The organism is Saxibacter everestensis (genome assembly GCF_025787225.1).
GTDB lineage: Bacteria > Actinomycetota > Actinomycetes > Actinomycetales > Brevibacteriaceae > Saxibacter > Saxibacter everestensis.
Window position 1 is genome coordinate 2162737 of the sequence record NZ_CP090958.1, and the last position, 26791, is coordinate 2189527.

Genomic DNA, 26791 nt, shown 5'->3' on the forward strand with positions numbered 1-26791 from the left:
CACGGCCTCGGGATCGATGGGCGGCGAACGCCGGTTGACCCGGACCATGGTCCGGCGTGCAGGGTTGTTGCCATGGAGCTGACTGAGATTTTGGCAGAAGTCCCGGTGCCGTCGATGGCCGTGGGCACAATGTACTTCGGTACCACCGTTCCGGCCGCTGAGGCGCACTCGGTCTTGGATGTCGCGCACGAGCAGGGCGCGTGGTTCTGGGATACCGCGAACAATTACGCCTTCTGGGCCAAGGGCGGTACCGGGGATGAGTCCGAGAAGTGTCTGGGAGATTGGCTGGCAACCCGCGGTCCTCGGGCCCGCGAGGAAGTGATGCTGGCCACCAAGGTCGGCGCCCGACCGCGACCGGGCAGCGTCGGCCTTTCCGATCCCATGGGCCTCTCCGCTGCCGCGCTGCGCGAGCAACTCACCGATAGTCTGAAGCGGCTGAACACGGCCCACGTCGACGTGCTCTACGCCCACATCGATGATCGGACCGTTCCGCTGGAGGAGACCGTCGGCGTGCTGGGCGAACTTCAGGCGGAAGGTCTGACCCGAGCCATTGCGGCCAGCAACCTCCGCGCGGACCGTCTCGCCAAGGCCGTCGACGCTGGAGGCCCGTCGGGAAGCGGATACGCCGCCTTGCAGCAACGTTTTACCTACCTGGTCCCCGACTCCGAAGCGGACCTGTCACCGCACGTCCTGCTCGACGGGCCAATCGAACAGATTTGCATCAATGCAGGGATCGCCATGCTCGGCTACTCGCCACTGCTCTCCGGGGCCTACACCCGCGACGATCGTCCCCTACCAGACGGCTACGCCACTTCGGCCAACGACGCCGCGCTCGGAGAACTGCACTCGGTCTCCGATCAGGTTGGGTTGGACGCTGGACAGGTCGTGTTGGCCTGGATGGGCCAACGGGATCGGCCGGTTCTCCCGGTGATTGGGCTCTCCGGCCCCGAGCAGGTGGACTCCGCCCTTCATGCGGTGTCGACCGCACTGCCGGTCGAGGCTCTCACGCGGCTGGATGCAGCACGGAGCAGCGCATGAACGCCGACCGGATCCGCCCGGTCGGACAAGTAGCCGCCGAACTTGGCATCAGCGCCGAGACCCTGCGCTATTACGAACGGCATCGGGTGCTGCCAGCACCGTCCCGGGACGCAGCCGGGCGCCGAGTCTACCGCGACAGCGATGTGCACCTGATCGAGGTGCTGCTCCATCTGCGCGACACCGGAATGCCGCTGGCCACGATCGCCGAGTTCACCAGGCACGTGGCCCGCGACCCCGATGGAGTGCCCGAACGGCTCGCACTCCTGCGACAGCACCGAGCCCACGTGCTCAAGCAACTCGAACAGCTCAGCCAATCACTGGCCGTCATTGACCAGAAGATCACGGACTACGGCCGCCGAGCACGCAACAGCGGTCTCGCCGATCCAATTGACCGACCCTAGTGGGTGACCGCCCCTCAGTACGCTACGCCGTCGGCGGGTCTGAGAGAAGACGCTCGATCTTGTCCGCAAGCTCAGAAACTGGCCGACGGCCATCGAGTTGAAGGCTCGCTCCCGAGCGGAGCAGTGGTTCAACCTCGACGACGTAGCGCTGAAGCTCCGCTTTGCCTTCGGGCGATTTTCCGTAAGGGTTGTTCGTGCGAGCAGAGACGCGCTCAAGCAGAACATCTACGGGTGCGCTGAGCAGCACGACGTGCTCGAACCGGTCGTAGAAGCCGCCTTGGTTCTCGACAGTTCCTGAGACCACAAGCGCGGATTCATTCGCAAGCAGCGCTGACATGCGAGGCTCGTCCCACGTACCGTCCGGAAGCACCCAGCCGCCGTGGTCCGTGTCAACGGTTCGATGCCCGCGGAGGGCAAGCTCATCGAGCAACGTCGACTTGCCTGCACCGGACATGCCGGTGACGAGGATACGAGACATGGCAGCCAGTGTACGTTTCCATCACGACGTCATCGCCAGACTGCGGTTCCGCTCACTGGACTGAAGACTCGCTCCTGCAAATCGCCGGACAGCGGTTCGCTCCTGGTCTAAGCCATCAGGTCAAGCGCAGCCATCCGCCGGGAATGCGCCTCGGTGATCCGATTCAGCATCGCGCTGATCTGCAGCAAAACCGGCTGCGGGGAATCGTTCGACGCGAGCAGGGCGGTCACTCCCCCAGCGGACTCCTGGAACACGCCCTGAGCCTGCGACAGCGCCTCGCCAACCAGGCGGCGACCCCACAGTGCCAGCCGGCCGCCAAGCCGTTCGTCGCTGGCGATCGCCGAGCGGAGCCGGTCGATCACGAACCCGGAATGCTCGGTATCCGAAAGAACCTCATGCACCAGCCTCCGCGTCGGCTCGTCGAGGCTGGCCGAAATCTCCCGGTAGAAGTCCTTCACAATGCCGTCGGACACATATGCCTTCATCAGCGATTCATGCCAGTCCCGTGGCTGGGTGCGCTGGTGGAATGTCTGCAACGGCTTCACGAATCGCTCCATGGCGGCGTTGGCATCCACGCCACGTGCGGCGAGGCGCACGCTGAGCAGCTCGAAATGGGAAAACTCGGTGGCCGCAACCTTGGCCAACACCACTTTGTCTGCGATCGTCGGGGCGAACTGCGCATCGGTTGCTGTGCGCTCAAAAGCGCTCAACTCCCCGTAGGCGAGAAGAGCCAGTAGTTCCTCAACGCCCTTGCTGCCGGGGTGCACAGTGGCCGTATCGTCGCCGGTTGACGGGTTCGAACTCATAGCTTCACCCTACTGCGCCGCGCCACGGAAATCGCATCGGTCGCGATCCACAGGTAGGAGCAGGTAGACTGGTAGCTGTTCATCAGATGCCCGGTCGTACAAAACGCGTGCAACAGCGTGCTTTTGACACAATCGATGTGAAACCGGATCGAATTCTGCCAGCAACCTGGCCTTAGAAATCAGCGATCGGCTTCTGACCGCTGACTTGGCGCGCAGCCGTTTATTTTTACCCGCCGTCCCTGATGACGAATTTTCGCGGTAGTGAGATTGGCGCGCATGCCCCAAGGCACAAGCTTCAAGGATTTAGATGACCACGTTTGACGACACGACCGCCGCAGAGCCGGAAATTACCGATGCAGCACACACCATCGAAGTAACGGCTCCGGCAGCTCCAGTTGAAATCACCTTCGCCGACCTAGGCGTCGATGCCGCTATCGTCTCCGCCCTCGCCAAGAAGGGCATAACCCACCCGTTCCCGATCCAGGCCATGACGCTTCCGGTCGCACTGACCGGCGCGGACATCATCGGCCAGGCAAAGACCGGAACCGGGAAGACGCTAGGCTTCGGCATCCCCCTGCTTCAGCGAGTGATCACCGCAACCGAACCGGGCGCGGAGAAGATCAAGAATCCAGGGCAGCCGCAGGCGCTCGTGGTGGTTCCCACCCGGGAACTCGCCGGCCAGGTTGCCGAAGACCTCAAGGCGGCAAGCGCCGATCGCGATGTTCGCATCGTGACGATCTACGGCGGACGCGCCTTCGAACCGCAGGTTGAAGCGCTTAAACGTGGTGTCGATGTAGTCGTCGGCACGCCCGGCCGACTGCTCGACCTGCACGGCCAGCGCCTGCTGACCTTCGGCAGCGTACGGACCGCCGTTTTCGACGAAGCAGACGAAATGCTCGATCTCGGCTTCCTGCCCGATGTCGAGAAGCTGGTCAGCGCTCTCCCAGCCATTCGGCAGACAATGCTGTTCTCGGCCACAATGCCCGGCGCCGTGATCAATCTGGCCCGCCGCTATATGACCCAGCCCACCCACATCCGCGCCGCCGAACCCGATGACGCCGGAGCGACGGTCAAGAACACCAAGCAGCACGTCTTCCGCGCACACGCCATGGACAAGTCCGAGGTCGTCGCCCGGATCCTGCAGGCCGAAGGCCGTGGACGCTCGATCATCTTCACCCGGACGAAACGCACCGCGGCCAAACTGGCCGATGAACTCACTGATCGGGGATTCGCGGCCGGAGCGTTGCACGGCGACCTCGGCCAGGGTGCCCGGGAACAGGCGTTGCGCGCGTTCCGCAACAACAAGGTCGACGTGCTGGTCGCGACCGACGTCGCCGCGCGCGGAATCGATGTCGACGATGTCACGCACGTGATCAACTACCAGTGCCCGGAAGATGAGAAGACCTACCTGCATCGCATCGGTCGCACCGGCCGCGCGGGCAACAAGGGCATCGCGATCACATTCGTCGACTGGGACGATCTCCCGCGTTGGGGACTCATCGACCGCACCCTGGATCTAGGCCTCGATGAGCCGGTCGAAACCTATTCCACCTCGGGGCACCTATTCACCGATCTGGATATCCCGGCCGGCACCAAAGGTCGCCTGCCAAAAGGCAAGCGGACCCTGGAAGGCCTCGGGGGCGAAACACTCGAAGATCTCGGCGAGACAGGGAAGCACACAGCGCGTGCCACCGGTCGCGACCGGCGCCCCGGTGCGGACCGATCCAAGTCACAGCGCCACGATGAGACGGCCCCTCGCGGTGCGGCCGAGAAACCCTCCCGCGCCGCAGCAGCAGAGGACAGGCCGCGTCGTCGGCGCCGCCGCACGGTGAACGGAACCCCATCCGAATCGGGTCAGCCATCGAGCGAGGCCGCGCCGGTTGGCGCCGACGGTAACGACTCCGGTTCTGCGCCGACTCGTCGGCGTCGCCGAGTCAGCCGGTCAGCGTCCAGCAGCGCTGAAGGCACAAACGACGCATAAGGCTTAGCCACGAACGACGGAACAACCAGTCGCCTGGGCTTCGAGCCGACTCAGCATTTCAGGGTCGGTGAGATTTTCGCCCAGGCGATTTGGCTTGCCCGTTCCGTGATAGTCGCTTGAGCCAGTAACCAGCAGATCGAAGCTGGCCGCAATTTCCCGCAGGCGCCGCCTGGCCTCGGGCGGATTGTCACGATGATCGACCTCGAAGCCGCCAAGACCGGCATCGATCATCAACTCAATCGCCTGTTCGCTCACCACGCGTCCACGCGCAGTCGCCATCGGATGCGCGAAGACCGGTACTCCGCCGGCGGCACGGACGAGCCGGATCGCATCGATCGGGCTCACCACTGTGAGCGACACATAGTAGGGCGAGCGCGGGGTCAGAATGTGTTCGAAGGCGGCACTGCGGTCATCGACTACGCCAAGCGTCACCAGGGCATCAGCGAGGTGCGGGCGTCCGATCGTGGCACCGGCCGCGGTATGCGCGACCACCTTCTCCCAGGTGATGTCATAGTCAACGGCCAACCGATCCACCATCAGCTGCGCCCGGGTCACCCGGGATTCCCGCGCTTGCAAGACCTCTGCCATCAGCGGAATGTTCAGCGGATCGTGCAGGTAGCTCAGCAGATGGACGCTGATCCCCTCGTGCCGGCAGGAGATTTCCATTCCCGGCACCAGGCTGACCCCCTCTGCCCGCGCCGCGATGGACGCCTCCTCCCAGCCGGTGACCGTGTCGTGGTCCGTCAGCGCCACAGTGCGCACTCCGGCGGCAGCAGCCGATCGGATCAGGTCCGCCGGCGCTTCCGTCCCGTCGGACACCGCCGAGTGGGTGTGCAGATCGATCCGCTGACTCATGGATACGAGCTTAGCCATCCGCACAGCAGCCTCGGTGTGCAGCGTTGCCTAAGCCATGCGAAGTGGCTTGATCCGGCGAGGCAGTAGCCGGAGGCGATTGCCCCAGGACGGTGGCTCGGTGCCAGCCCGGCATTGCAGACCGCGTACATCAACCCGCTTGTCTGCTGAGAGCTGCTCTGCTGGCGGCAGATTCACTCCCGCGACCTGCCCTTGTCAAGGCACTGTGGATGCATGAGCGATTCACAGAAACTGCCACTCTTCACCGAAACAGTACGACGCGAGTTCTATGAGCGACGTGTTCTCGTGTTGGATGGTCCTCTTGATGACGATAACGGAACGCTGCTGGCTACGCAGCTGATCACTTTGGCCGCTGAGGATCAGTTAGCGGACATCGCGTTGTGGATTCACTCGCCCGGTGGATCTGTGCCCGCGATGCTCGCGATCCGGGACATCATCCGCACAGTTCCTAACGACGTGTCGACACTCGTGTTCGGTATTGCGTACAGCGCCGGGCAGTTCCTGCTTTCGGCGGGCACGAAGGGCAAGCGCAAAGCGCTGCCCAACGCCCGGGTGTTGATGCATCAGGGCTCTGCGGGGATTGGCGGTAGCGCCGTCGATATCGAACTACAAGCGGACGATCTTCGCCACACCCGGGACACGGTGCTGGGGCTAATCGCGGAGGACACCGGGCAGCCGATCACTCGGATCTTCGAGGACTCGCTGCACGACCATTGGTATACGGCAGAGGAGGCCCGCGAGTACGGATTCATCGACACGATTGTCCAATCCTTCGACGACTACAGTCCGCGGAATCGGACCATCACAGGATTCAGCAGCGCAACCGAAGGGGATGCCCGATGAGCAGTTACACCATTCCGAACGTCATCGCGCAGCATCCTCGCGGCGAGAGGATCATGGATGTCTACTCCCATCTGCTCACTGAGCGGATCGTCTACCTGGGTACCGCCATCGACGCCGGTGTCGCGAACGCTCTGATCGCCCAGTTGCTGTATCTGGAGTCGGATAAACCCGATGGCGAAATCCAGTTGTATATCAACTGCGAAGGCGGAGACCCCAGCGCGATGCTCGCGATCTACGACACCATGCGGTACATCCGCCCGCAGGTCGCGACGACGTGTGTGGGGCAGGCTGTCGCGGTCGGTGCCGTTCTCCTTGCCGCCGGTGCAGACGGCAAGAGAGCAGCCCTTCCTCACGCTCGAGTCGTCTTGCATCAACCCGTGGCGCAGGGACGAGGATCAATCCCGGACCTCATCCTCCAGGCAGACGAGCTCGTGCGGATACGTGCGGACGTTGAGAACGCTCTCACCCGGCACACAGGTCAAAGCGTCGAGACACTGCGCGCCGACACCGACCACGACCGTGTGTTCAGTGCAGCGACCGCACGCGACTACGGCTTGCTCGACCAGGTGATTGAACAGCGGTAACAGGCCGGTGCTTCGGCCCGCAGAAATCCGCCAGCACGAGCGGTCAAGCTGCCAGAACGAAGTCGGACTGGCGAATCGAGGCTTGCGGGGAGGACTGGTGAATCGAGGCTTGCGGGGAGGAACGGCGTCGCGCAGCGTTCAGGCTCTCGGCGATGTCGAGCGTCAGATCGACCAGCGTCGTGTCCAAGGCTCCTATCACGGCCGCGATCATCTCGCTCGACGGTTCCTTGCGCCCGCGCTCGATTTCGGAAAGATACTGCGGCGAGACGCCGGCGCGAGTGGCGACCTCGCCCAACGTCGCCCCGCGCTCGTGCCGAAGGCCACGCAAACGGTCGCCAAGCATGTGCCGCCACAGGGGCTCACGGGGCTTCTTCCCATCACGAGCTGCCTCAGACGGCACCTCTTCAGCGCTCTTGCTGTCCGCGGACAAAACGAAATCGACCATATCTGATCGTAGAACGCCATCCCGGGACAGACTGCTTGATTCTGCTCACAGCAGAGGTGCGCGCACGTCGATGGCTGGCGCACCGGCCTGCCCGACGGCATGGCCGGTCCAACGCCGGCAGTGCCCCACCGTCCCGCCCGGCGATTGCTCCACTATCGTCCGTAAACTCAATGACGATGCAACGAAGAGGACTCGAACTTTCGGAATCCAGACCTGGGACTGGCATATCGAACTCACCCGTTCTGGCCGCTATCGCGCCCGCAACGCGCACATCATCGACGGCAGCCCGGCTGACGCCGACTCGCGTGCCTGGCGACACTTCAACGCAGAGCGACACCTCAGCGCAGAGCGACACTTGACCGCGAGAAACCGATGAGTAAACGCACCTCAGACACAGATATGGATAGCAGCGGAATGATCGACGATGGCGCAGCGCCGGCAACGCGCGGTGAACGACTGATGAACGGATTCGACGTCGTCGAGGCCAGCATTGCGGAGCTTCGCGCCGCGCTGGACGACGGCCGGGTCACCGCCGAAGGACTGGTCACCGGCTATCTGGCTCGCATTGAGGCTTATGATCGCGGCGGTCCCCGGCTGAACGCGGTCGTGGTGGCAAGCCCGGGTGCGCTCGACGACGCGCGTGCCTCAGACGAGCGCCGCGCCCGCGGCGAGACATTCGGCCCGCTCGACGGCATTCCCTACACCGCCAAGGACAGCTTCCTGGCGCGCGGCCTCACCGCCGCCGCCGGCTCCCCCGCATTCGAGCACCTCGTCGCCCAGCGTGACGCGTTCACCATCGAACGGCTGCGCGCCGCTGGCGCGGTGCTGATCGGCCTGACGAATATGCCACCCATGGCCAACGGCGGCATGCAGCGCGGCGTCTACGGTCGGGCCGAGAGCCCGTACAACGGCGACTATCTCACCTCGGCGTTCGGGTCGGGCTCTTCCAACGGCTCCGGAACGGCGACGGCAGCAAGTTTCGCCGCCTTCGGCCTCGGCGAGGAGACCTGGTCGTCCGGTCGCGCGCCTGCCTCCAACAACGCACTCTGTGCCTACACGCCCTCGCGCGGCGTAATTTCGGTTCGCGGCAACTGGCCACTCGTGCCAACGATGGACGTCGTCGCTCCGCACACCCGCAGCATGGCCGACCTGCTGGAGCTACTCGATGTCATTGTCGCTGATGACGCCGAGACCCGCGGCGACTTCTGGCGGGTTCAGCCGTGGGTCCAGATCCCGAAGGCCTCGTCGGTACGGCCGGACTCTTACCCCGCACTCGCCCCGGCGGACACCACAGCCGCCCGTTCGTCCCTGGCCGGCAAGCGCTTCGGCGTGCCACGGATGTACCTGAATTCCGACTCCGCGGCCGGCACCACCGAGCACCCGGGGATCGGCGGCCCGACCGGGCAGCGAATCGAGACCCGCGCCTCGATCCTCGACCTGTGGCAGGCTGCGCGCCACGACCTCGAGGCTGCCGGCGCCGAGGTCGTGACGGTCGACTTCCCAGTGGTGACGAACTACGAAGGAGATCGCCCCGGAGCACCCACTATTGCCACCAGGGGCCTGGTCAGCCCGGAGTACCTGCGGCACGAAATCGTTGACCTCGGCGCCTGGGCCTGGAACGACTTCCTCGAAGCCAACGGGGATCCGGCCCTGCACCGGCTTGCCGATGTTGACGGAGCGCTGATCTTCCCGCATCCCGAGAACGCCCTCCCCGACCGGTACGACGGCTTCGACGACGACATCGGCCTGTATCCGGCGTTCATCCGTGAGCACGGCACGGCCGCCCTCACCGACATCCCGCACCTTGAAGCCGGCATCCGCGGCCTCGAGGAGACTCGACGGGTCGACCTCGAAGCGTGGATGGACGCCCTCGGCCTCGACGCTGTCATCTTCCCCGCGGTCGCCGACGTCGGCCCTGCTGACATGGACGTCAATGTTGACTCCGCCGACCTCGGCTGGCGCAACGGTGTCTGGGTGGCCAACGGCAATCTGGTTCCTCGCCACCTCGGCATCCCCACCGTCACGGTGCCGATGGGCACGATGGCAGACATCGGGATGCCGGTCGGGCTGACCTTCGCCGGCCGAGCGTACGACGACACCGCGCTTCTGGTCCTGGCGTCAGCGTTCGAGGCCACCGGCTCGCGCCGCACTCCCCCGCCCCGCACGCCACCGTTATAGGTAACTGGCGACCTCGCGGCGTCAACTACGCAGAAAGTGAGACGATGTCTCCATGATCGACGAAACTCATGTAAAGCAGGAAGCAGAAGACCGCGGCGCCAACCGATCACATCGGCCGACGTCCAGGGCATTTCGGGAGTTCATCGCGAAAGGATGGGCCGAACGCCCCGCGGCAGATCCGCGGCAGCTACCGGTCGCGCCGTTCGCCGCCGAGCGCCGGGCGGCGCTGTCGGCGAAGTTCCCCGGCGCGCGCCTCGTCATCCCGGCGGGCCCGCTGAAGGTGCGGTCCAACGACAGCGACTACCGTTTCAGGCCGCATTCTGCTTTTGCGCACCTCACCGGTTTTTCGGCCGATCAGGAACCCGATGCTGTGCTCGTGATGGAGCCGCACGACGACGGCCACGATGCCGTGCTGTTCTTCCGGCCACGCGCCGAGCGGGACACCGAGGAGTTCTACGCCGATGCCCGGTACGGGGAACTTTGGGTCGGAGTCCGGCCGAGCCTTGAGGAGATCGAGAACCAGTTCGGCATCACGGCCCGCCACCTTGACGAGGCAAAGGACGCCGTCACCAAGGACGCCGCAGGCATACAGGTTTTGATTGTCCGCGAAGCGGATTTGCTCTACGACGGTCTGCTCGATGCTGCCCGATCGGCGGCCGGTCGTGATCTCGAAGCCGAGATCACCGCGGATGCCGAGCTGAATCAGGAAGTGTCCGAGCTCCGCTTGATCAAGGATGACTACGAGGCCGAGCAGATGCGCGAGGCGGTCGCCATCACAGCAACGGGATTCGATGAGATCGTCAAGGCCCTGCCTGAGGCGCTGCGGCATCGGCGTGGCGAACGGGTCGTGCAGGGCGCGTTCGAGGCACACGCCCGTACGGAAGGCTATGGCGTCGGTTACGACACCATAGCGGCATCCGGCAATCACGCCTGCACACTGCACTGGATCCGCAATGACGGCGCAATGGACGAAAGCGACCTGATCCTGGTCGATGCCGGGGCCGAGGCCGACTCGCTGTACACCGCCGACGTCACGCGCACCATCCCGCTCAGTGGAACGTTCAGCGAGCAGCAGCGCAAGGTGTACGAGGCGGTTCTCGAGGCGGCAGACGCCGCCTTCGAACTCGCTGCCCAGCACGCAACCCGGACCGTGCTGTTCAAGGACGTCCACGCCGCGGCGATGAAGGTGATCACCGCAAGGCTGGAGGAATGGGGCCTGCTTCCCGGCACTGCCGAGGAGTCGCTGGACCCTGAGGGTCAGTTCCACCGCCGCTGGATGGTGCACGGAACAAGCCATCACCTCGGCATCGACGTGCACGACTGCGCGCAGGCGCGCCGCGAGATGTACCTCGACGCCAAGCTGACCGAAGGCATGGTGTTCACCATCGAGCCGGGACTCTACTTCAAGGCCGACGATCTGCTGGCTCCGGAGGAGCTTCGGGGCATCGGCGTACGGATCGAGGACGACATCCTGCTGACCTCTTCCGGAGCGGAGAACCTCTCGCTAGCGATCCCCCGCACGCTGGCTGACGTGGAGGCCTGGGTCTCCGGCCTGCGCGCATGACGCTTTCGCGCAATCCGTTCGGTGCGATCACCGACGTCGCCGGGATCAGGGTCGGCAACTATCAGCGGATCGGCCAGGGATGGCTGACGGGTACCACCGTGCTGCTGCCGTGCGACACATCGATCGCGGCAATCGATGTCCGCGGCGGCGGCCCGGCAACGCACGAAACTGATGCTCTGTCTCCCAATACTCTGGTGCCTACCGCTGATGCGCTGACCCTGACCGGCGGCAGCGCCTATGGACTCGCAGCGGTCGGTGGCGTGGCGGCGTACTGCGAGTCGGCCGGCAAGGGATATCCGGCGCTGCAGGATGGCGATCCGTCACATGTCGTGCCGATCACTCCGGCCGCGGCGATTTTCGACCTGAATCGGGGCGGGGACTTCTCCGCCCGCCCCGATGCGGAGTTCGGCAGGCGAGCCGCCGAGGACGCGGCGAGCCATGACTCGGCCTTCGCCGGGCAGACTTCGACGTTGCGGGCGCTGCCCAGCGGAACCGTGGGCGCCGGGACGGGAGCATTTGCCGCCCGTGGCACCCTGAAGGGCGGGCTCGGCACCGCATCGGTCAGCACGCCGGACGGACGCTACACGGTCGGCGCGCTGGTAGCGGCCAATCCTGCCGGCGCCGTCACCGACGCCCAAGGCCGGCTGTATTCAGCCGGCTTCGACCCGCGGGTCGGTGTCCCTACTGAAGCTGAGCAGAAGGCATGGCGGCAGCGGTTCCCGATCGATCTGTCAGTACCGCACGGCGGCGCGGACATCGGCGAAGGTTCAGGCGCGCTCCCCCGCGCGGCAGGCGGCCCGAAGCTGCCGGCGTCCAACACGACGATCGCAATCGTCGCAACGAATGCCAGGCTCGGCGCCGCCCAGACCCAGCGCTTTGCCTCGTCAGCGCATGCCGGTCTTGCCCGGGCGATCAGGCCGTCGCACACCCTCGTCGACGGCGACGCTGTGTTTGGCATCGCCGCTGGCCACGAACTGCTTCCGGACGGCGATCAGGATCGCCTGTTCACCGTCATGCAGCTGTGTGCCATGGCCGCAGACGCCCTGATGCTAGCGATCACCGATGCGATTCTGGCGGCGACTGTGCCGGAAGGCGTCGTAGGTTCCGATGGCAGGCCGCTGGCCGCATACCGCGATGTCTGTCCCTCCGTGCTGGAGCAGTTGGCGTAGGAACCAGCGCGATCGGTGTAGGAACCAGCGCGATCGGTGTAGGAACCAGCGCGATCGGTGAGATTACTGCGCGGAGGGCATCCGCTCGATCAGGCTGCGGGCCTGCTGGGCGGCATCGGTCGCGCAGACAACCTGGTAGGACGACGCCATCACCTGGCTTGTCGAGGTGAAGTCTCGTGAGCGCCGGGTCAGCGAAAAAGCGATAACGCCAAAGAAAATGCCGAAGCCGGCGCCGAACAGGAGGCCCGCCAGGATGACGTTCATACCCTGCGAATCGCCGCCGAACAACGACAGCAGCAGTCCGATCAGAAGGCCGAACCATGCCCCTGAGGCAGCTCCGCTGGCAGCTGCCTTGGCATAGCTCATCTTCCCCGTCACACTCTCCACCAGCTTGAGGTCGATGCCAACGATCGACACGTGTTCAACGGTGAAGTCCTCGTCGGCGAGGTAGCTGACCACTCGTTGCGCGTCCAGATAGTTTTCGTAACTGGCAATCACCTCGCCCTTTGGCGGCGTGGGCCTGATGCCCATGGCGGATTGACGGCGACCAAAAAGCTGAGAAGGCTGCATAGCTCATTCTCGCATGTCACGCGCCGCCCGGAATGTGGGCAATGGCCACTTTCGACCCGCCTACAGGTTAGCCTTAAGAACGTGAGTGGCGCATCGAAACGAGTCTTTGTAGCGCGCCTGGCCGGCACCGCAGTGTTCGACCCCTTGGGGGATCAGGTGGGCCGCGTGCGCGATGTCGTTGTCGTATTCCGGGCCACAATGCGCCAACCCCCGCGCACAGTCGGCCTCGTGGTAGAGGTGCCTGGACGTCGCAAGGTATTCGTGCCGATGACCCGGGTAATGAGCGTGGATGCCGGGCAGGTGATCACGACCGGTCTGGTTAACATGCGCCGATTTGAACAGCGGACCGCCGAGACGCTTGTGCTGGCTGAAATGCTGGACCGCCCGGTCACCCTGATCGAGGACAGCCAGCCGGCCACCATCGAGGACGTCGGCATCGCCCAGCAGCGCAACCGCGACTGGCTCGTCTCCAAGCTCTTCGTGCGCAAGGGTGGCAAGTCAGCACCGCTTGGCCGGCTGCGCCGTCGTGGCGAAACCCTGCAGGTTGATTGGCAGGACGTTGAGCACAGCTCGCTTGAGCCTGCCGAGCAGGGCGCGGCCCAACTGATCCAGGCGTACCAGGACACCAAGGCGGCGGACCTCGCCGATGCCCTGCACTCGATGGCAAGCAAGCGCCGGCTCGAGGTGGCAGACGAGCTGGACAACGAACGGCTCGCCGATGTGCTGGAAGAGCTTCCACTCGATGATCAGATTGAGATTTTGTCGTCGCTGCCGACGGAACGCGCGGCCGACGTCCTCGAAGCGATGGATCCGGACGACGCAGCCGACCTGCTCGGCGACCTGCCTGACGCACAGGCGGAACAGCTACTCGGCCTGATGGAGCCGGAGGACGCGAAGGATGTCCGTACCCTGCTCGCCTACGATGACGACACCGCCGGCGGCCTGATGACCACGGAGCCGGTGATCCTGCCGCCCGAGGCGACGATTGCCGAGGCGCTGGCGCATGTGCGGCGCGAGGAGCTGCCGCCTACTCTTGCCTCGGCTGTGTTCATCTGCCGCCCGCCGCTCGAGCCGCCGACCGGCAAGTTCCTCGGCCTGGTGCACCTGCAGGAAATGCTGCGCCATCCGCCGCACGAGGCCGTCGGAGGCCTGATCGACGCCGAGGTCGAGCCGCTGCCTGCCGATGCACACATTTCTGCGGTCACCCGCCTGCTCGCGGCGTACGACCTCGTCTCCGTTCCGGTGACCGACGACGGCGATCATCTGGTCGGCGTGGTCACGGTGGACGACGTTCTTGACCAGATGTTGCCCGACGATTGGCGGGCCAACGACGATCAGCATGACTTTGGAGGTGGCCATGGCTGAGAAGCGCAAACCTGCTTCACAGGGACTCGACACACCCAGAATCGCCAAACGACGGCTGATTCCGAAGATCGGCGTCAGTCAGGAAAGCTTCGGCCGGGCATCTGAAGGGTTTGCCCGGTTCATGGGCACACCGACATTCCTGGTCTACATGACGTTGTTCTGTGCGATCTGGCTTGCCTGGAACTCGCTGGCTCCGGCGGAACTGCAGTTCGACCCCAAGGCGCTGAACTTCACCCTGCTCACTCTGATCCTGTCCCTGCAGGCGTCCTACGCGGCTCCCCTGATCCTGCTGGCGGAGAACCGCAGTGCCGATCGGGACAGGGTCTCGGTCGAAAGCGACCGGCAGCGCGCGGAACGGAATCTCGCCGACACCGAATTCCTGACCCGTGAGGTCGCCTCGCTGCGTATCGCAATGCGGGATATAGCGACCCGCGACTTCATGCGCTCCGAATTGCGTTCACTGCTCGAAGAGCTCGAAGCCACCCGCGAACACGAGAAGCCTAAACCGGACCATTAGGCGTCCACCGCAGGTTCGGCGGGACCCGCACCCGCGTTAGGCGACGCCGCACCTGCGTTAGCTTGTGGACGGCGGACCGCATACGATCGAAGGTATGCCGCAGCCAGACCTTGAGCGCATTCGAACCGCGCTCGCAACAGTCAACGATCCGGAGATTCGACGTCCGATAACCGAACTGGAAATGGTCGAATCCGTTGATATCGCCGATGACGGAGCTGTGACCGTAACCGTTCTGCTGACCGTGGCGGGCTGCCCGCTCAAGGATACGATCACTCGCGAGGTGACCGAAGCGGTCGGCAAGGTGGCCGGCGTCAGTTCGGTGAACGTCACGTTGGGCGTCATGTCGCCCGAGCAGCGTGACGAGTTGAAGACCAAGCTTCGCGGCGGCGGTGCCCAACGGGAGATTCCGTTCGCGAAGCCCGGATCGCTCACGCGTGTTTTCGCCATCGCCTCGGGAAAGGGCGGAGTCGGAAAGTCCTCCGTGACCGCCAACCTCGCTGCATCGATGGCCGCCGACGGCCTCAGCGTCGGCGTGATCGATGCCGATATCTACGGCTTCTCCATCCCATCGATGCTCGGCGTCACGCGCGCGCCGACCCGGGTGGACGATATGATCCTGCCGACTCTCGCCCACGGCGTGAAGGTTATCTCGATCGGGATGTTCGTGCCGAGCAACCAGCCCGTTGTCTGGCGCGGCCCGATGCTGCACCGCGCGCTGCAGCAGTTCCTCACGGACGTGTTCTGGGGCGACCTCGATGTACTGCTGCTCGATCTGCCCCCGGGTACCGGCGACATCGCCATCTCGGTTGCGCAGCTGTTGCCAGCGGCGGAACTTCTCGTCGTCACCACACCACAGGGCGCCGCGGCGGATGTCGCGGAGCGCGCCGGCGCGATGGCAGTCCAGACGCATCAGAAACTGGTCGGCGTGATCGAGAACATGTCCTGGATGGAAATGCCGGACGGTTCGCGGGTCGAGGTGTTCGGCGCCGGCGGAGGTCAGACAGTATCGGTCAACCTGACCCGGACAATCGGCGCCCAGGTTCCGCTGCTCGGACAGATTCCGCTGGACATGACTGTGCGGGAAGGGTCGGATTCGGGCCAGCCAGCTGTATTGTCCGCGCCGGACTCGCCTGGTGCGGTCGCTCTTCGGTCGGTGGCGAAGCAACTGGGTAGGCGTACCCGCGGTCTGGCCGGCCGCTCACTGGGGCTCACCCCGGCCTGACGTTCGTGGATTTGTCGTCTGCGGCTGGGTTCACTCGTGGGTTTGGAAGCGAGACGTCGGAAATAACTGAAGTTTCGGCTACAAAGCCACGACTGACTTGGCTAGCACTCAGGTCGCCTCTGCGTCGAACGGCGCTGGCTGCCCGGCCTCGCGTCGGCTGGCCTGCTCAGCGGCTCGCTGCGGTGCGGTGAGCCTGGTCGGGGCCTTCTCGGCTGCGGCATCGGTCGAGGCGCTCCCGGACCCACTGGTGGCGGCCCCGGGAGCAGTGCTCGCGGCAGCTGATCCCGCTGCGCTCGCGGCAGCTGATCCCGTGGCGCCGGCGGCGGTTGAGCCCGTTGCGGCGGACTTGTTCGTCGGCTTGGCCGAGTCGTCAGAATCCAGGGCTGTTTTCAGTGAGTCGGTTTCTTCCTGCAGTGCCTCACGAACGATCCGGCGAGGGTCGTACTGCCGCGGATCCAGCTTCTTCCAGTCGACGTCATCGAAGTCTTCGCCTAGATCCTCTTTGACCTGAGCCTTCGCGCCCTCAGCCATCCGTTTGAGTTGGCGGACCAGGTTCTTCAGCTTCTCCGCGTACTCCGGGAGGCGATGCGGCCCGATAACGACCAGGGCGATCACTATGAGGACGATCATCTCCCCGCCGTTGATTCCAAACACGAATAGAAGCTTACAAGCTTTGTTCGCCGGGCGTAGTTGGACTCTCGGGATACTGCCCCAGACGTGCCGATCCGGAACCAAGTGGTATCGAGGAACCGAGCAGCGGGCTGTGCTCGTCAAGCGGGCCCATCGCCGCGGCAAGCGACATCAGCCGGTGCGCCAGATCGCCCGGCGGCGTCGGGGGTTCCAACAGCCGTAACCGTGAACGCACATTACGCAGCAGCACGAGTTCGTGCTGGCAGCGCGAACAGGTATAGAGGTGCTTTTCCACGCGCTGCTGTGAGCCGGCAGGCAGTTCCCCGTCGGCGACAGCTGTAAGCGTGGCCTGACTCAGATGTGTCACGTTGCTTGTCCGGCAGCCTTGAGTCCGAAGTACGGCGACGATGTGGGTGCGCGATCGGCCAGGGACTCACGCAGCAGTGCCCGGCCCCGGTGGATGCGGGAGCGCACGGTGCCAAGTTTGACGCCGAGCGTTTCCGCGACTTCGTCATACGTCATACCCTCAACATCGCACAAAACCACAGCGGCGCGGAAGTCCGGCGGTAGCGCGGCGAGGGCATCCTGGATGTCGTAATCCAGATTGCGGTGTTCGAAGGTACGCTCTGGCCCCGGCTCGCGTCCGGGGAGCTTGTCGTTGGCGTCTTCGGCGAGCGCATCGAAGCGGATACGCTGCCGGCGCCGCGCGCCGTCGAGAAACAGGTTCGTGGTGATCCGGTGCAGCCAGCCCTCGAAGGTGCCGGGGGTGTATTTCGACAGCGACTTGAACACCCGCACGAATACCTCTTGCGTGAGGTCTTCGGCATCCTGCCGGTTACCGGTCAGCCGGTAAGCCAGCCGGTATACCCGGGAAGAATGGTCGGTGACGATCTGTTCCCAGCTGGGCGGCGTCCAGGTGGCCAGCGGAGACTCCACGCCGTCGGACGTCACGGTCACGTCCTCGTGGGATGAGGCCGGCTGATTCGTCGTGATGGTCATGGTCTGTGTTCTCCTACCTGGACGGAGGCGGATCGAGGGATTGCGCTTGCTTCTTTAGACGTTATCTATTGTTGTTCCCCGTCCTGTGAGGTCTCTGAGCAACAGCCTTACGATTACCCACAAGCCTGTGACCGCCAGGTTTCGGGCAGTCGCGACCGTCTCCGTTTAGGCTGGTGTCTGACGACTCGACATTAAGGGGCACGATGAGCGCCGGAAACACAGCAGGAACGTACGGTGGTGCATCGAATCGGCCGGCGCAGAACCTTGCCAACACGAAGGTGTACGCGGAGGGTTTCCACACCGACGACGAGGTGCTTGACGCAGCGCGCTCAGTCGCCACCCAGCTTGGCGTTGTCCCGATCAGCCCCGGCGTGGGTCATCTGCTTCAGGTGCTGACTGCCGCGGCCGAGGTGCACAGCGCCGTCGAGGTCGGCACCGGCACGGGGGTGGCCGGCGTGTCGATCTTCCGGGGCATGGGCCAGGACGGAATTCTGACCACCATGGACGTCGAACCCGAGAGGCAGCGGGTGGCTCGAGAGATCTTTCGGGCCGAAGGCATAACTGCCCACCGGGTCCGGTCGATCACCGGACGCGCAGAGGACGTGCTGCCCAGGCTGGCCGATGCCTCGTATGACCTGGTTTTCATCGACATCCCGCCGACCAGCCTGGCGGCGTCCGTTCCGCATGCGATCCGCATTCTGCGCAAGGGCGGGGTCCTGGCGATGCACCAGGTGTTCCAGCACGGTGCGGTCGCCGATCCCAGCAACCGGGAACCCGGAGTGCAGGACGTGCGAAGGGTTCTACGGATGCTGAAGAATCATGAGCACCTGCTGAGCGCGCTGGTTCCGATCGGTGACGGACTGTTTACAGCGGTGAAGCGCTAGCCGCTGCCAGGCAGAGAAGCGTTAGTGCCCGGCAGTGCAGCGCTAGGCTGCCAGCCGCCCACCAGCCAGGCAGGTGTCGCTTGCCCAGGCATGGCAGGTTACGGCAGGCAGATTCAGGTCAACAGGCTCAGAACGCTGCGGCATTGAGAGCTAGGGGACGACTGGAGCCAGCGCCTCATAGAGATTCCGGGCTTCCTCAGCGTTCAGTTCAACGACGAGCCTGCCGCCACCTTCCAGGGGCACCCGCATTACGAAACCGCGACCCTCTTTGGTGACCTCAAGTGGTCCGTCGCCCGTCCTCGGCTTCATAGCCGCCATGCGGTTTCCTCTCCTTAGGTTGAGCAGCAGCCCAAACTGTCCCGATCGTCTCCGCGGCGCAGAAGCACCAGCCGCGTCGCGTGTATTGATTCCATTATCCCCTATGAAGGTGAGCGGCATCACCACCGGCTCGGGTGAGCCTCGCTTTTTCGCCCACCCGATCACGGTGGATAATCACTCGGCGGAGTGAATTGCCACAACCAGGCGATCCAGATCACCTGCAGGAGCAGGTATCCCACCAGAACCGCGCCCCGATAGGCCCTGGATTGTGGAGCGGCCAGCGCAAGCGCCAGCGGAAAGAGCGGCAGTACCATCCGGAACGTCGAAGTATGCGGACTGAACACCATCAGCAGGTAGAACCCGTAGCCGAAGCACCAAGCTTGAAGGTCGGCGCCCATCGTCTTTCCCGCCGGGGAGAGTATTGCGGCAATCATTGCGCCGACCACTGCTAGCACCAGAACTGGTCCCCACACCGGCCCGGCCAGAAACTCCCCCATCCGGAACCAGCCGGAGAACCAGCTGATTTCTCCTCCGCTCCACGCCGCTTCGGTGTCGGTGTAGGCGGTTATCGAACCTGTCACCTGCCACGCCGCGATCGGGAACGCCAGCGCGGCGGCACATGCCAGAACGCCGAGACTCCAGCTCGCAACGACCTCCGGCAGCCGGTACGGATCGCTCCGCCGCTGGACGATCCGGAGGATCAAATGGATCAGCATGAAGAACGCGAACGGAACTCCGATCGGCCTTGCCAGCGCTAGCAGGAACACAACAGGGATCGCCAGCCAGTATCGGCGGCGGGCAACCAGCAGCAGCGCCGAGGCCAGCAGGAGGATGGTCAACGATTCCGCATAGCCGGTCTGAAAGATCGCCGCCGTTGGAAAGGTGGCGAAGAAGAGCACTCCGGCGAGCGCAGTGGCGGGATTGGTCCGACGGGCGAACAACCGGTAGATCACGATCGCTGCTGCCGCACCGGCGAGCAGGCTGACGGTAGGGGCGAGCACCTGCCAGCCGAGTCCGGTGGCCGCGTCGAGCAGCCGAACCAGCACGGGATACAACGGATAGAAGGCCCAGGGGTTCTGGGCGACATTGCCATTGCCGTCGTCCGGCAGCCGGCTCGGGTATCCCTCGGCGAATATAGTCCGGTACCAGTCGCTATCCCAGGCGCCGACGAATTCCAGGTACGAAGGCTGCGCTGGTCCCCACGGGCTCTCCACCTGGAACCGCGCGACAGCACAGAATGTCAGATAGCTGAGCAGCCGGGCGATCGCGTAGACGCCAAGGACCGCAGCCCACCACGGCAGCCTCCGAAGCAGATCGACAACCCGGTGAATCACGGCTGATCGGCGCTGCTGGTGCCGCCTGCGCCAGGATCGTGCTCCTGCCCTGATCGTGGCTCGGTCGGCCGCTGAGCCAACTGTTGCTGTTGAGCCGCGATCTGGTCGCGGAGCCGGTCGATTACCGCATCCACCTCATCCATCCGGTAGCCACGGAATCCCAGCGAGAACCGGATGTTATCGATGTCCTCGGCTGTCGCCGGGTCGGGCAGCATCTTTGTCGGCGCCGACGAGGCCGGCTTGTCGAGTCCGCCACGCACGAAACCAAATGCCGTGGCTACCGCCGCAATGAGCACGAGGACGGCGGCGCACAGGCCGATGACGATCCAGATGGGCATCCCTCAATGGTGTCACAGCGCTCAGGCGAGGCCCCGCACGGAGCGGCTTGGCTGGCGGTCGCCCTTTATGCTCGCGACCATGTCGAGCACCTGCCTGGTCGCGAGCACGTCGTGGCTCCGGAAGACCAGCGCACCCTGCCAGGCCGCCACCGCGGTTGCGGCCAGGCTGCCTTCGAGCCGTTGTTCCGGTTTGTCCAGACCGAGCGTCTCCCCCACGAAGTCCTTGCGGGACAACGCCATCAGGACCGGATACCCCAGGGCGACGATCTCCTCGGTATGTTTCAGCAGCAGGAGCCCATGCCGGGTGTTCTTGCCGAAGTCGTGGGTTGGATCGACCAGAATCGAGGCTGGGTCGATGCCGGCCCGTATTGCTCGGGACGCCGATTCCTTCAGGGTCACGAGCACGTCGTCGAGCACTCCCCGGGTACTGCGTCCGTAGCGCATCCGGTGTGGGTCGGTGCGCGGCGGAAGATGGCCGGTATGCGAACACACGATGCCGATCCTGTGCGCAGCGGCGACCTCAATCAGCAGGGGGTCGTGCCCGGCCCAGGTGTCGTTGATTAAATTGGCGCCACCGGAGGCCGCCGCGTCGGCCACCTCGGAGCGCCAGGTGTCGATGCTGATCAGCACGTCCGGGTAGCTGTCACGCACCCATTCGACGAATCCCGCCACCCGCAAAATTTCCTCTGCGGCGCTGATCGCGTCCCCATAGCCGGCACGGACTCCGCCGATATCGATGATGTCCGCACCCTCGTCGATCGCCATCTGCACGGCGTCCTGCGCGAGGTTATCGTCGAGCGTCCTGGCACCGGAGTAGAACGAGTCCGGCGTCCGGTTGATCACCGCCATCACCGCCGGACGAGCCGGGGTGATGGTGCGACTTCCCAACCGGAGCAAGCTCACGCGTTCGGATCCTGGGCGGAAGCGATCCGCTGCACCGCCTCATCGACGTCGTCGGTGACGAACAACAGATCGATATCCGGTTCCGAAATCATCTTCTGCTCCAGCACGGGTCCCTTGATCCAATCGAGCAGCCCCTGCCAGTACGCGGTGCCGACCAGCACGATCGGGAAGGAAGTCACCTTGCCGGTCTGCACCAGGACGAGTGCCTCGAAGAGCTCATCGAACGTGCCAAATCCCCCGGGCAGCACGATGAATCCCTGCGCGTACTTCACGAACATCGTCTTGCGGGCAAAGAAATAGCGGAAATTCACGCCGAGGTCGACGTACTGGTTGAGGCCCTGTTCGAACGGCAGCTCGATACCAAGGCCAACCGACACTCCGCCGGCTTCCATGGCGCCCTTGTTCGCGCCTTCCATCGCCCCTGGCCCGCCACCGGTGATGACGGCGAACCCGGCATCGACCAGCCGACTGCCGATCTGCACGGCAAGCTCGTACTCCGGGGCGTCCCTCTGGGTCCGCGCGGAACCGAAAACGCTGACTGCCGGTCCCAGTTCGGCCAGCGCGCCGAAACCCTCGACGAACTCACTCTGGATGCGCAGCACCCGCCACGGGTCGGTATGCACCCAATCCGCCGGCCCGCCGGAGTCCAGCAACCGCTGGTCGGTCGTCGATTTCGGCACCAGGCCACGACGCAGCGTCACCGGGCCCTTGTTGTACTCGTACGGCTCCGGACTGGCACCCGGTCGTGAAACTTGACTCATGGACTCAGGCTACCTGTCGGCGGCCTAGATACGGCTCAGCCCTCGAGCCAGTTGAGCAACGCGTCCCGAGCCTGATAGATCTGCGCGACCGGAACATGCTCATCGTCCTTGTGCGCGAGGAGCGGATCCCCCGGGCCGAAATTCACCGCTGGAACACCGAGCGCCGAGAAGCGGGCCACATCCGTCCAGCCAACCTTCGCCTCGGGGATACCACCGATGGCGGCGACGAACTCGGCGGCCGCGGGCCGGTCCAGTCCGGGCCGGGCGCCCTCGGCGGAATCGGTGACCCGCAGCTCAAATCCCTCGAACAGGGTGCCAAGGTGCTCGGCGGCCTCGCTCGCGCTCATCGATGGCGCGAACCGGTAATTGACCGTGACGACGCATTCGTCCGGGATGACGTTTCCGGCCACGCCGCCGCTGATCGCAACAGCGGAGAGTGACTCCTGGAAGTCGAGTCCGTCGACGTTCTTTGCCTGCGGTTGGTATGCCTCCAGCCGGGACAGAATATGTCCCGCGGCGTGGATCGCGTTGACGCCCATCCAGGCGCGGGCCGAGTGCGCGCGTCGTCCGCGGGTGGTGACCTCGGCTCGCAAAGTTCCATTGCAGCCACCCTCGATGCCGGCCTTGGTGGGCTCGCCGAGCACCGCGAAGTCACCGGCAAGCCAGTCCGGATGGTTTTCGGTCACCCGGCGAAGGCCGTTGAGCTCGGCGTTGACCTCCTCATGGTCGTAGAACACCCAGCTGATGTCCCGCTGCGGATTACGCAGGGCAGCGGCAACTGAAAGCTGCATTGCCACCCCGGCCTTCATGTCGGCGGTGCCGCGGCCATAGATCAACTGCTCATCGCCATCACCGTCGAGCCAGGTGGGCAGGTTATCGGCGAGAGGCACGGTGTCCAGGTGACCGGCGATGACGACCCGTTCAGGCTTCCCCAGCCGGGTCCGGGCCACGATGGTGTCGCCATCCCGCAGGATCTCCAGCTCGGTCCCTCCGGATGCGCCGATGCCACGCAAGGCGTGTTCGACGGCATCTGCCACGGCGGTCTCGTTACCTGACACCGACTCGATGTCGCACAACTGCCGGGTCAGCTGCGCTACGTCGCCATCCAGGTCGAGAAGGTTTGAATTCACTACGTCTGCCATACCTACGACCCTAGCGTTCGATGGGCTGTGGACATTTAGGCGGCCGTCAGAAAAGGAAAGTACGCTTGTCCGCATGACAACTCGCTTCGCCACAGCCCTCGGACTTGCCACAATCACCACCAGCGGGGACACCCTGAGTGTCTGGTACCCGGAACCGGCCCTCGTGTCCTCAGCAGACGAAAAAGTGCGCGCCACATCTGACCTCGCTCGCCAGCTGGAAGCCCTTGAGGGCAGCGACGAGCTTCGCCAGGTCAATACTTCGGTGGTCAGCCAGACGATCGACCTCGACGTCGCGCCGGCCGACGCCGCCGATGCCTACCTGCGACTGCACCTGCTGTCGCACAGGCTGGTGACGCCGAACTCGATCAATCTGGACGGCATTTTCGGGAAGTTGCCCAACGTCGTCTGGACGTCGGCCGGCGCGTGCACGGTCGCCGGCTTCGAACTCACTCGTGCCCGGCTGCTGCGCAACGGCGCCGTCGCCGTCTACGGGGTGGACAAGTTCCCGCGGATGACCGACTTCGTGATTCCGACCGGCGTGCGTATCGCCGACGCCGACCGGGTACGTCTTGGTGCGCACCTGGCCGAGGGAACCACCGTCATGCACGAGGGTTTCGTGAACTACAACGCCGGAACGCTCGGCCATGCAATGGTCGAGGGCCGGGTTTCCGCTGGCGTCGTGGTGGGAATCGGCAGCGACATCGGCGGCGGGGCCTCGATCATGGGGACGCTCTCGGGCGGCGGGACCCAGCGGATCACCATCGGCGAGCGCTCGCTGCTCGGCGCCAATTCCGGCGTCGGGGTAAGCATCGGTGACGACTGCGTCGTCGAGGCCGGCCTGTACCTCACCGCCGGAACCCGTGTCACTGTGGTTGGCAACGGTGGCGACGGCGAGCAGGTCAAGGCCGTCGAACTATCCGGCCAGAACAACCTGCTGTTCCGCCGCAATTCGACCACCGGCGTGGTCGAGGTTCTGCCGCGCCACGGCGGAACTGTTCAGCTGAACGAAGCGCTGCACGCACATTGAGTGGATCCGGACCCCGGCGCCCGAATCGGGCGCTCGGCGCTCTGCTCGTCGCGGTGGTGGTCGTGGCTCTCGCCGTGACCACCACAATTGTGCTTGTGAGCAGGTCGACTATTGATCCAATCGTGACGCCGAAATGCACCGCGACGGTGAAAGAGACCAGTTACGACCTTTCGCCGGAGCAGGCCGGAAACGCCGCGATAATTTCCGCTGTTGCCGTCGGCCGTGGCCTCCCTGCCCGCGCCGTCACCATCGCACTGGCGACGGCGGAACAGGAATCGAAGCTGATCAACGTCGACTACGGCCATGCGGATTCGCTTGGCCTCTTCCAACAGCGGCCGTCCCAGGATTGGGGCTCCGAGGAAGAGGTACAGGATCCGTTGTACGCCACCAACAAGTTCTACGACGCCCTGGTCAAGGTGAAGAATTACCGTTCGCTTCCGATCACCGTAGCGGCACAGAAGGTGCAGCGCTCGGCCTATCCCGAGGCCTATGCGCAGCACGAGGACATGGCGCGCAACTTCGCATCGGGACTGACCGGCAACACCCCGGGCGGAATCAATTGCCGGCTTCGGGGAATTTCTGATCCCGGGACCGACGACGAGGCGATCGACGAATCAACCAGCCCCGAGGATGCGGCCGAGCGGCTTAAGACATCGCTCGTTCAACAGTTCGTATCGGTGCAGGTCTCCAGCCGCGAGGTGAGCGACCAGCACTCCGAACGCGCGGTCTGGGAAGTGCGCGTCGGCAGTCGTGGGGAAAACTCCGCGGCAGTGGCGCAGCGAAACTGGGCGGTCGCTTCCTGGGGTGTGGCCTCGGCCGGCCGTTACAACGTCGTGGCGGTGGCGACCAAGCAAAAACAGTGGATCAGGTCGGAAAGCGGCAAAGCCTGGCAGGCCGACCGCGAACTGTCGACGGCCGATCGACTCGGCGCCGACAGTGACGTCGTGATCCGGGTCGGCTGAGCGCTAGTCAAATCGAATAGATCGCGAGCCGGGTGTAGGAACGGGTCTGAATGCGCTCGCGGCCCTACATGCTGCTCGCGGTCTAGGTGCGGCGGTCTAGGTGCGGCGGTCCAGCTGCGAGCCAACTAGCCGGCGGCTCAGCGCTCCTCGACCGGAATGTACGCCCGCTCGGGCGCACCGGTGTAGATCTGGCGCGGGCGGCCGATCTTGGTCTCCGGGTCATTGATCATCTCGCGCCACTGTGCGATCCAGCCCGGCAGCCGGCCGATGGCGAATAGCACGGTGAACATCTTGGTCGGGAAGCCGAGCGCCTGATAGATCAGGCCGGTGTAGAAGTCGACGTTCGGATACAGCTTGCGCGAGACGAAGTAGTCGTCGCTGAGTGCGATCTGTTCCAGTTCGTGTGCGATGTCGAGCAGCTCGTCGTTCTTGCCCATCTTGCCGAGCACCTCGTCGGCGGTCTTCTTGATGATGGTCGCTCGAGGGTCGTAATTCTTGTAGACCCGGTGGCCGAAGCCCATCAGCCGAACGCCGGATTCCTTGTTCTTGACCCGTTCGACAAATTTCTGAACGCCCTCGCCGGAGTCCTTGATGCCCTGCAGCATTTCCAGCACGGCCGAGTTGGCGCCACCATGCAGCGGGCCGGCCAGGGCGTGGATACCGGCCGAAACAGAGGCGAATAGGTTGGCCTGGCTCGAACCGACGAGACGTACCGTGGATGTCGAACAGTTCTGCTCGTGGTCGGCGTGCAGGATGAACAGCAGATCGAGCGCCTTACGCGCCGTTTCATCGATTTCGTACGGCTCGGATGGGAAGCCGAAGTTCAGCCGCAGGAAGTTCTCAACCAGACCGTGCGAATTATCCGGGAACACAGTCGGGAGACCCTGGGACTTGCGATTCGCGTATGCGGCAATCGTAGGAAGCTTCGCCAGCAACCGTACGGACGACAGTTCGACCTGCTCCTCGTCGAATGGATCGAGGGCATCCTGGTAGAACGTTGACAGTGCCGAGACCGCCGAGGAAAGAACCGGCATCGGGTGCGCGTCGTATGGGAATGCTGAGAAGAAGCGGCGCAGGTCCTCGTGCAGCAGCGTGTGGCGGCGGATTCGCTGATCGAAAGCTTCCAGCTGTTCGGCCGTCGGCAGCTCGCCATAGATCAACAGGTAGGAAACCTCGACGAAGCTGGACTTCTCCGCGAGCTCCTCGATCGGGTAGCCGCGATAACGCAGAATGCCGTTGTCGCCATCGATATAGGTGATCTCAGATCGGGCGATGGCGGTGTTCACGTAGCCTGGGTCGAAAGTGGTGACGTCGGCCGATTTGAGCAGCGAGCCGATGTGATAGCCGGACGTACCGTCGGTGGCCTCCACCAGCGGAAGTTCGATCTCCGTCTCATTAACCTTAAAGCTCGCCGAGCTGGCATCCGCCATTACTTCTCCCCTTGCCCATGTTCCAGTGC

At 64.5% G+C, this 26791-nt stretch carries 29 protein-coding genes; 14 read left to right on the forward strand and 15 right to left on the reverse strand.

Annotated features, from left to right (window positions below; genetic code table 11):
• Window positions 1–72 precede the first annotated feature (72 nt).
• Together LWF01_RS10335 and LWF01_RS10340 are read left to right on the forward strand one after the other, a co-directional pair.
• Window positions 73–1038 carry an aldo/keto reductase gene (locus LWF01_RS10335; protein WP_349637317.1) on the forward strand — a complete coding sequence of 322 codons (966 nt, stop codon included), beginning with the start codon at window positions 73–75 and terminating at the stop codon, window positions 1036–1038.
• Window positions 1035–1439 (forward strand): MerR family transcriptional regulator, encoded by a 405-nt coding sequence (locus LWF01_RS10340; RefSeq protein ID WP_349637318.1) that lies wholly within the window; start codon window positions 1035–1037, stop codon window positions 1437–1439. The genes LWF01_RS10335 and LWF01_RS10340 overlap by 4 nt, the downstream gene beginning before the upstream one ends.
• A 22-nt stretch (window positions 1440–1461) precedes the next feature.
• On the opposite strand, the gene LWF01_RS10345 is transcribed toward LWF01_RS10340, so the two are convergent.
• Together LWF01_RS10345 and LWF01_RS10350 are read right to left on the reverse strand one after the other, a co-directional pair.
• On the reverse strand, window positions 1462–1917 hold the full coding sequence (locus LWF01_RS10345) for an AAA family ATPase (RefSeq protein ID WP_349637319.1): 456 nt from the start codon (window positions 1915–1917) through the stop codon (window positions 1462–1464).
• 107 nt (window positions 1918–2024) lie between these two features.
• Window positions 2025–2723 carry a ferritin-like fold-containing protein gene (locus LWF01_RS10350; RefSeq protein WP_349637320.1) on the reverse strand — a complete coding sequence of 233 codons (699 nt, stop codon included), beginning with the start codon at window positions 2721–2723 and terminating at the stop codon, window positions 2025–2027.
• Between the two features lie 307 nt (window positions 2724–3030).
• Between LWF01_RS10350 and LWF01_RS10355 the strand changes: the two genes are divergently transcribed.
• Window positions 3031–4704 (forward strand): DEAD/DEAH box helicase, encoded by a 1674-nt coding sequence (locus LWF01_RS10355; protein WP_349637321.1) that lies wholly within the window; start codon window positions 3031–3033, stop codon window positions 4702–4704.
• A 3-nt stretch (window positions 4705–4707) separates the two neighbouring features.
• Here the strand turns inward: LWF01_RS10355 and LWF01_RS10360 are convergent, their stop codons facing one another.
• On the reverse strand, window positions 4708–5559 hold the full coding sequence (locus LWF01_RS10360; protein WP_349637322.1) for a PHP domain-containing protein: 852 nt from the start codon (window positions 5557–5559) through the stop codon (window positions 4708–4710).
• Window positions 5560–5790: 231 nt separating this feature from the next.
• Here LWF01_RS10360 and LWF01_RS10365 point away from each other — a divergent pair, with 231 nt between their 5' ends.
• Together LWF01_RS10365 and LWF01_RS10370 are read left to right on the forward strand one after the other, a co-directional pair.
• On the forward strand, window positions 5791–6420 hold the full coding sequence (locus tag LWF01_RS10365) for a ClpP family protease (protein WP_349637323.1): 630 nt from the start codon (window positions 5791–5793) through the stop codon (window positions 6418–6420).
• Window positions 6417–7004 carry a ClpP family protease gene (locus LWF01_RS10370; RefSeq protein ID WP_349637324.1) on the forward strand — a complete coding sequence of 196 codons (588 nt, stop codon included), beginning with the start codon at window positions 6417–6419 and terminating at the stop codon, window positions 7002–7004. Before LWF01_RS10365 ends, LWF01_RS10370 begins: the two co-directional genes overlap by 4 nt.
• Before the next feature lie 43 nt (window positions 7005–7047).
• Here LWF01_RS10370 and LWF01_RS10375 read toward each other — a convergent pair whose 3' ends face one another.
• Window positions 7048–7449, reverse strand: a complete 402-nt coding sequence (locus tag LWF01_RS10375; RefSeq protein WP_432761949.1) for a helix-turn-helix domain-containing protein — start codon at window positions 7447–7449, stop codon at window positions 7048–7050.
• Between the two features lie 459 nt (window positions 7450–7908).
• On the opposite strand from LWF01_RS10375, the gene LWF01_RS10380 reads away from it, so the two are divergent.
• From LWF01_RS10380 to LWF01_RS10390, 3 genes are read left to right on the forward strand one after another with little or no spacing between them, the layout of a single operon-like run.
• Complete coding sequence (locus LWF01_RS10380; protein WP_349640891.1) at window positions 7909–9627, forward strand: amidase; 1719 nt, start codon at window positions 7909–7911, stop codon at window positions 9625–9627.
• A gap of 52 nt (window positions 9628–9679) precedes the next feature.
• Window positions 9680–11191 carry an aminopeptidase P family protein gene (locus LWF01_RS10385; RefSeq protein ID WP_349637325.1) on the forward strand — a complete coding sequence of 504 codons (1512 nt, stop codon included), beginning with the start codon at window positions 9680–9682 and terminating at the stop codon, window positions 11189–11191.
• Window positions 11188–12360: a P1 family peptidase gene (locus LWF01_RS10390; RefSeq protein WP_349637326.1), complete on the forward strand. Its 1173-nt coding sequence runs from the start codon at window positions 11188–11190 to the stop codon at window positions 12358–12360. The genes LWF01_RS10385 and LWF01_RS10390 overlap by 4 nt, the downstream gene beginning before the upstream one ends.
• A gap of 63 nt (window positions 12361–12423) precedes the next feature.
• Here the strand turns inward: LWF01_RS10390 and LWF01_RS10395 are convergent, their stop codons facing one another.
• Window positions 12424–12891, reverse strand: a complete 468-nt coding sequence (locus LWF01_RS10395) for a YflT domain-containing protein (RefSeq protein WP_349637327.1) — start codon at window positions 12889–12891, stop codon at window positions 12424–12426.
• 120 nt (window positions 12892–13011) lie between these two features.
• Between LWF01_RS10395 and LWF01_RS10400 the strand changes: the two genes are divergently transcribed.
• From LWF01_RS10400 to LWF01_RS10410, 3 genes are all read left to right on the forward strand, one after another.
• Complete coding sequence (locus tag LWF01_RS10400) at window positions 13012–14295, forward strand: magnesium transporter MgtE N-terminal domain-containing protein (RefSeq protein ID WP_349637328.1); 1284 nt, start codon at window positions 13012–13014, stop codon at window positions 14293–14295.
• On the forward strand, window positions 14288–14812 hold the full coding sequence (locus LWF01_RS10405) for a DUF1003 domain-containing protein (protein WP_349637329.1): 525 nt from the start codon (window positions 14288–14290) through the stop codon (window positions 14810–14812). Before LWF01_RS10400 ends, LWF01_RS10405 begins: the two co-directional genes overlap by 8 nt.
• 94 nt (window positions 14813–14906) lie before the next feature.
• The gene (locus LWF01_RS10410) at window positions 14907–16034 is read left to right on the forward strand and encodes an Mrp/NBP35 family ATP-binding protein (protein ID WP_349637330.1); all 1128 of its coding nucleotides are present in this window, start codon (window positions 14907–14909) and stop codon (window positions 16032–16034) included.
• 108 nt (window positions 16035–16142) lie between these two features.
• Here the strand turns inward: LWF01_RS10410 and LWF01_RS10415 are convergent, their stop codons facing one another.
• From LWF01_RS10415 to sigE, 3 genes are read right to left on the reverse strand one after another with little or no spacing between them, the layout of a single operon-like run.
• Window positions 16143–16688 carry a twin-arginine translocase TatA/TatE family subunit gene (locus LWF01_RS10415; RefSeq protein WP_349637331.1) on the reverse strand — a complete coding sequence of 182 codons (546 nt, stop codon included), beginning with the start codon at window positions 16686–16688 and terminating at the stop codon, window positions 16143–16145.
• 10 nt (window positions 16689–16698) lie between these two features.
• Entirely contained in the window at window positions 16699–17031 is a 333-nt protein-coding gene (locus LWF01_RS10420; protein WP_349637332.1) for an anti-sigma factor family protein, read from the reverse strand.
• Window positions 17028–17663 (reverse strand): RNA polymerase sigma factor SigE, encoded by a 636-nt coding sequence (gene sigE / locus LWF01_RS10425; protein ID WP_349637333.1) that lies wholly within the window; start codon window positions 17661–17663, stop codon window positions 17028–17030. The genes LWF01_RS10420 and sigE overlap by 4 nt, the downstream gene beginning before the upstream one ends.
• Before the next feature lie 203 nt (window positions 17664–17866).
• Here sigE and LWF01_RS10430 point away from each other — a divergent pair, with 203 nt between their 5' ends.
• On the forward strand, window positions 17867–18547 hold the full coding sequence (locus LWF01_RS10430) for an O-methyltransferase (RefSeq protein WP_349637334.1): 681 nt from the start codon (window positions 17867–17869) through the stop codon (window positions 18545–18547).
• Window positions 18548–18697: 150 nt separating this feature from the next.
• On the opposite strand, the gene LWF01_RS10435 is transcribed toward LWF01_RS10430, so the two are convergent.
• The 6 genes from LWF01_RS10435 to dapE form a co-directional block, all read right to left on the reverse strand.
• Window positions 18698–18865: a DUF3117 domain-containing protein gene (locus tag LWF01_RS10435; protein ID WP_349637335.1), complete on the reverse strand. Its 168-nt coding sequence runs from the start codon at window positions 18863–18865 to the stop codon at window positions 18698–18700.
• A gap of 161 nt (window positions 18866–19026) precedes the next feature.
• Window positions 19027–20199 carry a hypothetical protein gene (locus LWF01_RS10440; RefSeq protein WP_349637336.1) on the reverse strand — a complete coding sequence of 391 codons (1173 nt, stop codon included), beginning with the start codon at window positions 20197–20199 and terminating at the stop codon, window positions 19027–19029.
• Window positions 20196–20537, reverse strand: a complete 342-nt coding sequence (locus LWF01_RS10445; RefSeq protein ID WP_349637337.1) for a DivIVA domain-containing protein — start codon at window positions 20535–20537, stop codon at window positions 20196–20198. The genes LWF01_RS10440 and LWF01_RS10445 overlap by 4 nt, the downstream gene beginning before the upstream one ends.
• Before the next feature lie 21 nt (window positions 20538–20558).
• A complete protein-coding gene (gene folP / locus LWF01_RS10450) occupies window positions 20559–21440 on the reverse strand; it encodes a dihydropteroate synthase (protein WP_349637338.1) in 882 nt (293 codons plus the stop codon).
• Window positions 21437–22201, reverse strand: coding sequence for an LOG family protein (locus LWF01_RS10455; RefSeq protein WP_349637339.1), 765 nt, complete (start codon window positions 22199–22201; stop codon window positions 21437–21439). The genes folP and LWF01_RS10455 overlap by 4 nt, the downstream gene beginning before the upstream one ends.
• Window positions 22202–22236: 35 nt before the next feature.
• Window positions 22237–23343, reverse strand: a complete 1107-nt coding sequence (gene dapE, locus LWF01_RS10460) for a succinyl-diaminopimelate desuccinylase (protein WP_349637340.1) — start codon at window positions 23341–23343, stop codon at window positions 22237–22239.
• A 73-nt stretch (window positions 23344–23416) separates the two neighbouring features.
• Here dapE and dapD point away from each other — a divergent pair, with 73 nt between their 5' ends.
• Both dapD and LWF01_RS10470 read left to right on the forward strand, forming a co-directional pair.
• Window positions 23417–24370 (forward strand): 2,3,4,5-tetrahydropyridine-2,6-dicarboxylate N-succinyltransferase, encoded by a 954-nt coding sequence (dapD, locus tag LWF01_RS10465; RefSeq protein WP_349637341.1) that lies wholly within the window; start codon window positions 23417–23419, stop codon window positions 24368–24370.
• A gap of 95 nt (window positions 24371–24465) precedes the next feature.
• Entirely contained in the window at window positions 24466–25332 is an 867-nt protein-coding gene (locus tag LWF01_RS10470; RefSeq protein ID WP_349637342.1) for a hypothetical protein, read from the forward strand.
• Window positions 25333–25469: 137 nt separating this feature from the next.
• Here LWF01_RS10470 and LWF01_RS10475 read toward each other — a convergent pair whose 3' ends face one another.
• Window positions 25470–26762 carry a citrate synthase gene (locus LWF01_RS10475; RefSeq protein WP_349637343.1) on the reverse strand — a complete coding sequence of 431 codons (1293 nt, stop codon included), beginning with the start codon at window positions 26760–26762 and terminating at the stop codon, window positions 25470–25472.
• Window positions 26763–26791: the final 29 nt, after the last annotated feature.